The organism is Mycobacterium sp. P7213 (genome assembly GCF_900604305.1).
Taxonomy (GTDB): domain Bacteria; phylum Actinomycetota; class Actinomycetes; order Mycobacteriales; family Mycobacteriaceae; genus Mycobacterium.
Map to the genome: position 1 here is coordinate 58,767 of NZ_UWOA01000027.1, position 8,534 is coordinate 67,300.

Annotated in this window: 8 protein-coding genes; 3 read left to right on the top strand and 5 right to left on the bottom strand. The window is 68.0% G+C overall.

Annotated elements, in window-relative coordinates:
• Nucleotides 1-45 precede the first annotated feature (45 nt).
• Nucleotides 46-1,629 carry a Na+/H+ antiporter gene (locus tag EJK91_RS12285; RefSeq protein ID WP_024440620.1) on the bottom strand — a complete coding sequence of 528 codons (1,584 nt, stop codon included), beginning with the start codon at nt 1,627-1,629 and terminating at the stop codon, nt 46-48.
• Nucleotides 1,630-1,673: 44 nt separating this feature from the next.
• The gene (locus EJK91_RS12290; protein ID WP_051190153.1) at nt 1,674-2,306 is read right to left on the bottom strand and encodes a TetR/AcrR family transcriptional regulator; all 633 of its coding nucleotides are present in this window, start codon (nt 2,304-2,306) and stop codon (nt 1,674-1,676) included.
• Nucleotides 2,307-2,414: 108 nt separating this feature from the next.
• Here EJK91_RS12290 and EJK91_RS12295 point away from each other — a divergent pair, with 108 nt between their 5' ends.
• From EJK91_RS12295 to EJK91_RS12305, 3 genes are read left to right on the top strand one after another with little or no spacing between them, the layout of a single operon-like run.
• Complete coding sequence (locus EJK91_RS12295) at nt 2,415-3,506, top strand: Rieske 2Fe-2S domain-containing protein (protein WP_125079058.1); 1,092 nt, start codon at nt 2,415-2,417, stop codon at nt 3,504-3,506.
• Complete coding sequence (locus tag EJK91_RS12300; RefSeq protein ID WP_024440617.1) at nt 3,503-4,591, top strand: NAD(P)H-dependent amine dehydrogenase family protein; 1,089 nt, start codon at nt 3,503-3,505, stop codon at nt 4,589-4,591. The genes EJK91_RS12295 and EJK91_RS12300 overlap by 4 nt, the downstream gene beginning before the upstream one ends.
• A gap of 35 nt (nt 4,592-4,626) precedes the next feature.
• Entirely contained in the window at nt 4,627-5,760 is a 1,134-nt protein-coding gene (locus EJK91_RS12305; RefSeq protein WP_125079066.1) for an acyl-CoA dehydrogenase family protein, read from the top strand.
• Nucleotides 5,761-5,772: 12 nt separating this feature from the next.
• On the opposite strand, the gene EJK91_RS12310 is transcribed toward EJK91_RS12305, so the two are convergent.
• The 3 genes from EJK91_RS12310 to EJK91_RS12320 form a co-directional block, all read right to left on the bottom strand.
• Nucleotides 5,773-6,435, bottom strand: a complete 663-nt coding sequence (locus EJK91_RS12310; protein ID WP_125079059.1) for an MPT63 family protein — start codon at nt 6,433-6,435, stop codon at nt 5,773-5,775.
• Nucleotides 6,436-6,580: 145 nt separating this feature from the next.
• Nucleotides 6,581-7,630, bottom strand: a complete 1,050-nt coding sequence (locus tag EJK91_RS12315; RefSeq protein WP_052739840.1) for an MPT63 family protein — start codon at nt 7,628-7,630, stop codon at nt 6,581-6,583.
• Nucleotides 7,631-7,797: 167 nt separating this feature from the next.
• The coding region (locus EJK91_RS12320) for a hypothetical protein (protein WP_206430414.1) at nt 7,798-8,534 on the bottom strand (737 nt) is incomplete at its 5' end.

An 8,534-nucleotide genomic window follows, 5' to 3' on the forward strand; every position in this document is an offset into this window, starting at 1 on the left:
CCGGGATCGATGTCGGCAGACTGTGTACATCGACTTCTCCGGTAGCTATTCGGCGTCGGCCGGCCCCAGTAGGCGCACTTCCTCCAGGTCCATTTCCGCCTGCAGCTCGCGTAACACGATGTCGTCGATCTGATTTCGGTCGCGCAGCTCGGTGACGGCACCGCGCTTGTGCTCAAGGACCCTCAGGTGCACCCGGCGCGCCATGTCGTCACGTTCGGTGGCCGCGTTGGGCTGATCGGCCACCGCCACCAGCTCGGCCTGATCCTGGTACTCCTTGAGCAGCCGAGCCGCCAGATCCGGGTCGACGTCGAGTTCGTCGGTCACCCGCGGCAACGCTGTCAGGGCGGCCTCGGCAGCTCGGGTCCGCGCCAGCTGCAACTCCTCGGCGTGCGCTGTGTCCTCGGGCATCCGCGCCCATCGAACGACGGCGGGCAGGGTGCTTCCCTGGACCAGCACTGTCACCAGGATGACGAAGGTGACCACGTAGATGATCAGGTTGCGATCCGGAAAGGGGGTGCCCGCGTGGGTGGTCAACGGGACGGCCAGCGCGGCGGCCAGGGAGACCGCGCCACGGAAGCCCGCCCAACTCGATACCGCGCGCTGGCGCCAGTCCACCCGACGGGCGCGCTGCACGGCACGCCGGTCCAGGGTGCGCACGAGCATGCTGGTGATTTCCGACCAGGCGATTCTTGTCACGATGACGACACCGGTGACAGCGAGGGCCAGCACCGTGGCATGCGGAATGCCGTCGCCGACATTTTCGATCCCGTGCACCGCACCGGGAATCTGGACGCCGACGAACACCCACAGTGAGCCATTGATCAGAAACGTCGCCATGTCCCAGAAAGCGAATGCCTGCAGCCGCGAACGAGCTCCGATCACTCGCGGGCCGACGTAGGACAGCACCAGTGCCGACACCAGCACCGCGACGACGCCGCTGCAGTGAAAAGTCTGGGCGAGCAGGAACGCCGCGAACGGCGTCAACAGGCTCAGGGCGCCTTCCTCGAGCGGCGCGTCGATGCGGCGGCGCAGCAGGGTGACCGCCGCACCCACCAGCAGTCCGGCCGCGATACCGCCGAGGTACGAGCCGACGAATCGGCCCACCAGGTCGACGGGGCCGATCGCGGGGCTGCCGGTGGCGACCGCGACCGTCACCGCGAACAGCACCAGCGCGGTGCCGTCGTTGATGATGCTTTCGGCGCGCAGCACGGTCAGCGGCCGGCGGGGCAGTTTCTTCGCCAGCCCGGCTACCGCGGCGGCATCGGTGGGCGAGAGCACGGCGCCCAGAACCGACGCCGCATGTTGTTCCATGCCCAGCGATCGTGCCGTCCAGGACACCGCCACCGCGGTCGCAATCACCAGGCCGACACTGATGAGCACGATTACCCGCAGGTTCGCCCGGATCTCCCGGAAGCTGGTGTTCATGCTCTCCCAGTACAGGATTGCCGGCAGGAACAGCAGCAACACGATCTCCCCGTCGAGCTGGGTTTCGCCGAAGCTGGGAATCAGGCCCAGCATGCCGCCGAGCAGGATGAGCAACACCGGGGGGCCGACGCGATACCGCTTGCCCACAATCGTGCCGCCGAGCACGGTGGCGACAAGTGTGACAACAACGACGAGACCAAACACCATCACATCCTTGCGTGGCCGCCCGATTTGCGCAGCCCCCGATTTCAGCCGGGCCGGGACTGCTCGAGATACGCCGCCAGCGCATTGGTCAGGCCGCGGCGGGCCTCGTCCAGGTCGGCATAGGAGCCCAGTTGGCGCTCGGAGACCAACCCGCGCATGGCACCCGGGATGAGCGCGGCCACCTCCCGCACCCGCTGGGGGTCGACGCCGAGATCGGCGAAGGCCGCATGGCACGTCGTCAGCCAGCTCTTACCCCAGGAGTGCAACTCGGCTGCGGTGCGCGGGTAGAGCCGTTCCAATTCACGGTGGTCGCGGGGGAGTGCGGCGCGCAGGTTCTCGATGGCGCGTGAATCCGGTGACGCCAGCCCGTCGTAGAGCGTGTCGATGATGGCCGCGACCCGTTCCCGCAGCGGCGCATCCGATTTCACGCTGCCGAACGCCGAGATCGCGGCGTCGCGGCGTTCGGCGGTGCGGTGCAACACCGCTGCCCAGAACCCGTCGACGTCGCCGAACTGATACTGCACCGCGCCCCAGGTGGCGCCGCTCTCCTTGGCGATCCGGCTGGCCGACACCGCGCCGGGGTCCCCGGTGGCCAGCGAGCGCACCGCGGCGTCCAGCATCGCCTCGCGGGTTGCCAGCCCCCGCTTATTGCTGCGCCGCGTCTCTGATTGAGCCATCCGGGGAATCCTAACAACGTTTACATAGTGCCCACTATGATTCTTCTTCGAGGCGCACTATGCTGCGACAGTCGGCCCGCTCGGAGACCACAGAGAGGACACGTTGACATGGCCAAACCGCCGTTGTCGATGAACCCGACAGGCTGGTTTCAAGTCGCCTGGTCCGACGAGATCGGCATCGGCGATGTTCACACCATGAAGTACTTCGGCCGGGAGATGGTGGCCTGGCGGGCTGAGTCGGGTCAGCTCACCGTGATGAACGCCTACTGCGAACACCTCGGCGCGCACCTGGGATTCGGCGGCACCGTTCACGGCGAGGTTCTGCAATGCCCGTTCCACGGCTGGCAGTGGAACTCCCAGGGCCGCAACGTCTGCATCCCATACCAGGACAAGCCCAACCGCGGCCGACGGATCACCACCTATCCGGTCACCGAACGCAACGAGTCGGTCTACATCTGGAACGACGCGCAGGGGCGCGCGCCGTTCTTCGACGCACCGGATGTCTTCGCCAGCTTCGACGATCGCAGTGCCGCCGATTACTACCCGCAACAGCGGCTGTACCGCTCGAGACTTGAGCTGCACCCGCAGTACGTGTTGGAGAACGGGGTGGACTTCGCCCACTTCAAGTACGTGCACCAGACCCCCATCGTGCCTGTCTTCACCCGGCACGATTTCGCCGAACCGGTGTCCTACGTCGACTTCACCATCACCTTCGAAGGCGACGACGGCCAGAAGATCGAGGACGTCAACAGTGGCGTGGAAGCCATCAACGGCGGCTTGGGGATTGCGGTTACCAAGAGCTGGGGGATGATCGACAACCGCACCATCTCGGCGATCACGCCCGTCGACGACTCCACCTCCGACGTCCGCTTCATGGTCTACATCGGCCGCTCACCGTCCGGCGGTTCGGCGAGGCCCGACGGAGGAGAGGCGAAGCCGGGACCGCCGCATAAACCCGGCGACCCGACGCGGGCCGAGGCCCGGGCGGCCGATTTCGGGCGTGAAGTCATCCGCCAGTTCGAACAGGACATCCACATCTGGTCGCATCAGCGCTACTCGGATCCGCCGGCGCTGGCGACCGCCGAATACGAGGGCTTCACCGCAATTCGGCAGTGGGCCAAACAGTTCTATCCCGACGGCATCGGTGGCAGTGCCGCTGAGGTCGCTGAACTCACAGCGCAGAGAGGTTCCCCCGCATGAACACAACCGCCGCACCCATCCGGGTCTTCCAGGTCGCCACCGGCAACGTCGGAACCGAGATGATCCGGCGGTTCGCCGCCCGCGACGACCTCGAACTGGTGGGCGTGCACTGCTATTCGCCGGAAAAGATCGGCAAAGACACCGGCGAGCTGGCCGGGATCGCGCCCAACGGTGTCATCGCGACCGGGAGCGTCGAAGAGATCATCGCCGCCAAGCCCGACGTCCTGACGTTTCACGGGGTGTTCCCCGACGAGGACCTCTACGTCGCGATCCTGGAAGCGGGCATCAACATCGTCACCACAGCCGACTGGATCACCGGCTGGCACCGCGACACCAACCACCCCCACCCGTCGGGCAAGCCGGTGACGCAGCTGCTGGCCGAGGCGTGCGCGAAGGGCGGTGCGACCTTCTACGGCACCGGGATGAATCCGGGAGTCAATCAGATTCTGGGCGTGGTGTGTTCGGCCGATGTCGCCGAGATCGAGAACATCACCACCATCGAGTCGGTGGACGTGTCCTGCCACCATTCCAAGGACACCTGGATCGAGGTGGGCTACGGCCAGCCGGTGGATGATCCGGAGATCCCGGCCAAGCTGGAGAAGTTCACCCGGGTGTTCGCCGACAGTGTGTTGATGATGGCGGACTGCTTCGACCTGACTCTCGACGAGGTCACGTTCAGCTACGAATTGGGCGCCTGCACAAGGGACGTCGACCTGGGCTGGTACACCCTGCCCAAGGGCTCCTTGGGCGGCAACTACATCAAGTACCAGGGCATGGTCAACGGCGTGCCGCGGGTGGAGACGCACCTGGAGTGGCAGATGACGCCGTTCACCGAGCCGAACTGGAACATCAAGGGCTGCTACATCACCCGGGTCACCGGCGATCCGTGCGTCTACAACAAGCACATGATCTTTCCCAAACCCGGTGTGGACCTTTCCAACCCGGACAACTTCGCCTCGATCGGCATGACCGTGACCGGATTGCCCGCCCTCAACGCGATCAAGTCGGTGGTGGCGGCGCCGCCGGGCCTGCTGACCAGTGCGGACCTGCCGCTGCGCGGATTCGCCGGGAGATTTCGCAGGTGAGCAAGCCCGGCGGCCTTGCCGCGCTGGCGCGCGGCATGCGCGAGCTGGTGGCGGCCGAGGCCGTCGCATCCGAGCAGCGTCGCACGCTGACCGATCCCATCGTCGACGAGATGTGGCGCACCGGCTTGATGTCGGCGTTCAATCCCGCCGCCGCCGGCGGCGCCGAGCCGTCGTTCGCCGAGATGATCGAGACCTGGATCGAAATGGCATGGCAGGACGGCTCATTCGGCTGGGTTGGTATCGCCAACATGCCCTCGTCGTTCGCGGCGGCCGCGTACCTGCCCGACGACGGTTTCGCTGAGGTGTTCACTTCCCACGACAATCACGTCACACTGGGCGGCCAATACTTCCCCAACGGCCAGGGCGTTGCCGTCGACGGCGGCTACCGGTTGAGCGGATCGTGGAGCTTCGGCTCGGGTATCGGCCACTCCCAATATGTGGCGGCCGGCTTCCTCCCGATGGACGACGGCGAGATGCGCTGGGTCAGCGACGGAATACCCGACATGCAGGTCGCGGTGCTCCCACGTGCGCAGATCTCCTTCAACGACGGCTGGCATGTCCAGGGGCTCAAGGGAACCGGCTCCTACGACTACAGCGCCCAGGACGTGTTCGTACCAGGGAGCCGGACCTTTCCACTGTTCTGCCGTTCCCCCCTTCGAGGAGCCTCGCCGGCAGCTCGGATGGGCCTGATGCCGGTGACCGCCGCGGGCCACGCATCCTGGGCGCTCGGTGTGGCCAAAAGCATGCTCGACGACTTGACCGAGCTGGCAGCCACCAAGTACCGGATGAGCGACATGGCGGCGTTGGCCAGCCGTCCTACGTTTCAGAAGGATCTGGCACACCACGTCGCCGCGTGGCGGGCCGCTCGCTTGCTGGTGCTCGAGGCCTTCACCACAGCCGAAACCGCCGTCGCGGCAGGCGAAGACCTGACGCCACTACTGCGGGCCGACATGCGGGTGGCAGCCGTCTACGCCACCGATACCGCCAGAAGCTGCGCCGAGTGGGCACATCTGGCGGCCGGAACCACGGCGATCCGCGAAGGCAGCCGCCTCGAGCGAGCATTCCGAGACATCTACACCGGGACCCAGCACGCGTTCATCAGCGAGAAGGTCGCCATTGACGCGGCCCAGATCTGGCTCGGGCTGATCGACGACCAGTTCGGGCTGTGAGCAGCCGCTGAATCAGGGCAGTGGTGTGCCGGAACTGCCCTCGGGCAGCGGAGTCCCCGAGCTGCCGGACGGCGGAGCCGACGGTGCGGGTTGCGCGGGCCGCGACGCCGGGGGGCGAGCCGGTGCAGCGGGGGCCCGGTTGCTGCCACCGCTCGCCGGGAGTTGAGCGCCGCCGGCGGGCGCCGGTGCCTGCGGAGCCGGGATCACCCAGCGAATCAGGTCCGCGCCGCCGGTTTGGTACACCAGGGTGTTCGGGGCGTCGCCGGTGACGTCGAAATAGACCTTGCCGCTGGTCTTTTGGCCTTGAGTCAGGGCGGCCGGAGCGATGCCCTGCGCGGTGGGCACGGTGAACAAAGCCTGGTAGTTCTGGCCGCTGGCCGAACGGGCGCTGAGGTTGGCGACGATCGGGAAAACGGTGCCCTGGATCGCCTCGTCGGTGGCGGTGGCCTCCCACAGGGCGCCGCGGGGCTGGTAGGGGATAGCGTCCGAGCTGGGGCGCAGATCGGTGATCGTCCAGCCATGCACCCCGGGGCCTTCGGGAACGGTGCCCTGGGTGCCGATCGGGTGGGTGACAGGGGCGGGCGCCGGGTCAGGGTCCGCGCCGGCGATCCCGATGCTGAGGGCGCCCGCGGCGGCCAGTGCTCCCGCGGCCAGGGCGGTCGAGATGGACTTCATGGGACTGTCTCCTCAAATCGGCTGCATGCCGACAAATTGGTACTCAAGTACTGCAATCGTAACGGGCTGGGGACCAGGCTACCCAGGAACGAGTGCGGCCCGGCTCGCGGTAGCGAGGCCGGGCCGCACTGGCGATGAACTTCGGTCAGTTCGATGTGGTCGAGCCGTTCGCGCCGTTGGCTGCCGGAGTACCGGCGGTGGCGGCCGGAATCGGCGTGCCCTGGTTTCCGGCGCCGGCCGACGTGGTGCCTTCCGAACCGGTACCCGCGGTACCAGCCGTGCCGGTCGCTTCCGTCGTCGACGCGCCGGGCGCCTCCGCGGGGAGCGGCGTACCCGAGCTGCCGGCGGCAGCCGACGCCTCGGACTGGGCCGGCGTACCCGGGGTCTGTTGCGAGGACGGCGCCGGGCCGCTGGCGGGAGCCGCCGCTTCCGCGCTGCCCGCGCCGGCCTGGGTCTGTGACCCCGAGGTGCCCGTGGCGGCCGGAACCTCCGAGTCGCTGGCCGCGGCGGAAGTGCCGCCGGCCTCGGCCGGCAGTGGGGTGCCCTGGCTGCTCGCGGGCAGCGGGGTTCCCTGGCTACCGGCGGCAGCCGGCGTGGTCTCGGTAGCGGCCGCGGCGCCCTCGGCGCCGGGCTTGGTTCCGGTGGCCGCCGGACCGGAGGCCCGCTGTGAACCGGTGGCCGCCGGGCCCGACGAACCGCCGGCCGGTGTGGTCGGCGCGGCGGGGGTCCAGACCAGCAGGTCTTGGCCGGCACCCTGGTAGACCGCGCTGTTGGGCGCGTCGCCGGTGACGTCGAAGTAGACCTTGCCGGTGGTCTTCTGGCCTTGCGTCAGGTTGGCCGGGTTCACGCCCTGCGCGGTGGCCACCCCGAACAACGCGGGGTAGGTCTGACCGCTCGCTGAGCGCGCGCCGAGGTTGGCGATCACCGGGGTGACGTTGCCCTGGATGGCCACGTCGGTGGCGGTGGCCTCCCACAGGGTGCCGCGCGGCTGGTAGGGGATGGCGTCGGAGCTGGGCCGCAGGTCACTGACGGTCCAGCCCTGGATGACACCGCCGTTCTCCACGGTGCCCTGGGTGCCGATCGGGTGGGTCGAGGGGGCGGCGTCGCCGACGTCCGCACTGGCGGTTGCGGCGGTCACGGCTCCGGCTGCGGCCAACGCGCCTGCGGCTGCCACGGCAGTAGTGAAGAACTTCATTATTGGCTGACTCCTCGGTTCGACTGGATCTCGGGCTTCCTGCGGCGGTTGGCGCTTCGCCTCTCCTTCGTCGAGCCTCGCTGAACCGCCGGGTGATGCAGTGACTCCAAGTCGAAAATCCTAACGGATTTGACAGCCGCGTTTATTGGCCTCTGCAGGATCGACGGTCAGGAGTGCGAACTCCACCAGGTGTAGAACTGCTCCAGGGTGGGCGTGTTTCGCTCAGTCCGCAGTGAGCCGATCACCAGGTTGGTGTCATTGGTCCAGACCAGCACGGGAGACCCCTGCCGCATGCCACACAGCAGTGTTCCGGCGGTCTTGTCCGGTGTGGCGGTGCGATGCCAGGCGCCCGGCGACTGGATCCGGCCCGGGCAGTTGACGACGGTGGTGGCCTGCACGGTGTTGTCGAAGCTCTGGCGCAGCGCAGTGGCGTCGGAGAACAAGGTGTAGGTCGCAGCCGGCGGACCGCCGGGGTCGGTGTTGCGGCCACACGTCACCTCGGCGATGGCCCCGCCCGACGGCGCGGATGCCGTACAGGCATCCTGGGGATAGCCCGACGGCAGCAGCTTGAGCAGGCGAGCCTGCGCCTCGGCCGAGGACACCGTCGTCGTGGGCTGACTCGCTCCCGCGGCGGTTTGCGAGGTGTCGGCGTCGGCGGCCAGTTCGTCAGAACCCGATCGGTTCGTCATCCAGGCGATCAACCCGACGACCACGATCAGCGCCGCCCCGATCCGCAGCAGCAGCCTGCGTTTGGCGGGCTCGGGGTGCAGGCGCAGTCGTCGTGACGAACTGAACCAGTCGWCGGCGGCCGTCGAGACGCGCGGCAGGCCGGGCTGCCCGGCGGGACGGCCCGCGGTCACAGGTTCGGGAATCGGGGCGGGCGGGACCGGCGGCGTGGTCGACG